We start from the raw sequence: 539 nt of genomic DNA on the forward strand, positions 1-539 counted from the left end.
TCGCGGGGCACCCGGGCCGCGGTGAACGCCCCCTGCGGGGCGTTGGGATCCAGCGGCACGTTCTCGGCGCCGTCCGACTCCAGCACGATGCGCGCGGGCTTGAGGCTGTCGATCGCGGCCTTGACCGCCTGGCGGTTGGTCGTCGGGGCGACCAGCAGCGAGGCGTTGGCCGCGAACTCCACCAGCCCCAGGTTGATGCCCGGCGTCAGCTGGGTGGCGAACTGGGTGGCCGCCTCCTCGGCGGCCTTGAGCCGGTTGGGCGGCACGTCGGTCGCCCGCATGGACTGCGACATGTCGATGACCAGCACGATGACGGCCCGGTTGCGCGGGATGCGCATGTCGTGGGTGGGGGTCGCGAGCGCGATGGTCAGCAGAACCAGGCTGAGCAGCGACACCGCGATCGGGATGTGACGCGCCAGCGACTGCGGCACGCTCGTCTCGGTGAACCGGCGCAGCCGGCGCCGGCGGCGAGCCTGGACCAGGATGTAGACCCCGAGCAGAGCCAGCGGGAGCAAACCGAACAACAGCATGCCCGGGCG

General features: G+C 71.8%; 1 protein-coding gene. It reads right to left on the reverse strand.

From position 1 onward, the window contains the following. Positions 1 to 539: VWA domain-containing protein (locus tag A5680_RS09380; protein WP_231977603.1), on the reverse strand; the 539-nt coding region annotated here is incomplete at both ends.

Origin of the sequence: Mycobacterium sp. E2989 (assembly GCF_001667595.1) — a bacterium.
Classification (GTDB): Bacteria; Actinomycetota; Actinomycetes; order Mycobacteriales; family Mycobacteriaceae; genus Mycobacterium.